We start from the raw sequence: 568 nt of genomic DNA, 5'->3' as shown, positions 1-568 counted from the left end.
TCCTCATGACGGTACCTGAAGAATAAGCACCGGCTAACTACGTGCCAGCAGCCGCGGTAATACGTAGGGTGCAAGCGTTAATCGGAATTACTGGGCGTAAAGCGTGCGCAGGCGGTTTTGTAAGACTGTCGTGAAATCCCCGGGCTCAACCTGGGAATGGCGATGGTGACTGCAAGGCTAGAGTTTGGCAGAGGGGGGTAGAATTCCACGTGTAGCAGTGAAATGCGTAGATATGTGGAGGAACACCGATGGCGAAGGCAGCCCCCTGGGTCAAAACTGACGCTCATGCACGAAAGCGTGGGGAGCAAACAGGATTAGATACCCTGGTAGTCCACGCCCTAAACGATGTCTACTAGTTGTCGGGTCTTAATTGACTTGGTAACGCAGCTAACGCGTGAAGTAGACCGCCTGGGGAGTACGGTCGCAAGATTAAAACTCAAAGGAATTGACGGGGACCCGCACAAGCGGTGGATGATGTGGATTAATTCGATGCAACGCGAAAAACCTTACCTACCCTTGACATGGCAAGAACCTCCGAGAGATTGGAGGGTGCTCGAAAGAGAACTTG

At 52.5% G+C, this 568-nt stretch carries 1 rRNA gene; it reads left to right on the top strand.

Annotation, left to right across the window (positions count from 1 at the left end):
* Window positions 1-568 (top strand): 16S ribosomal RNA (locus GTP46_RS29160); the annotation flags it as partial.

This window comes from Duganella flavida (assembly GCF_009857445.1).
In the GTDB taxonomy this organism is placed as follows: Bacteria; Pseudomonadota; Gammaproteobacteria; order Burkholderiales; family Burkholderiaceae_D; genus Rugamonas; species Rugamonas flavida.
The sequence above is the reverse complement of the archived record's forward strand: the minus strand, read 5'-3'. Positions and strand labels throughout refer to the sequence as shown.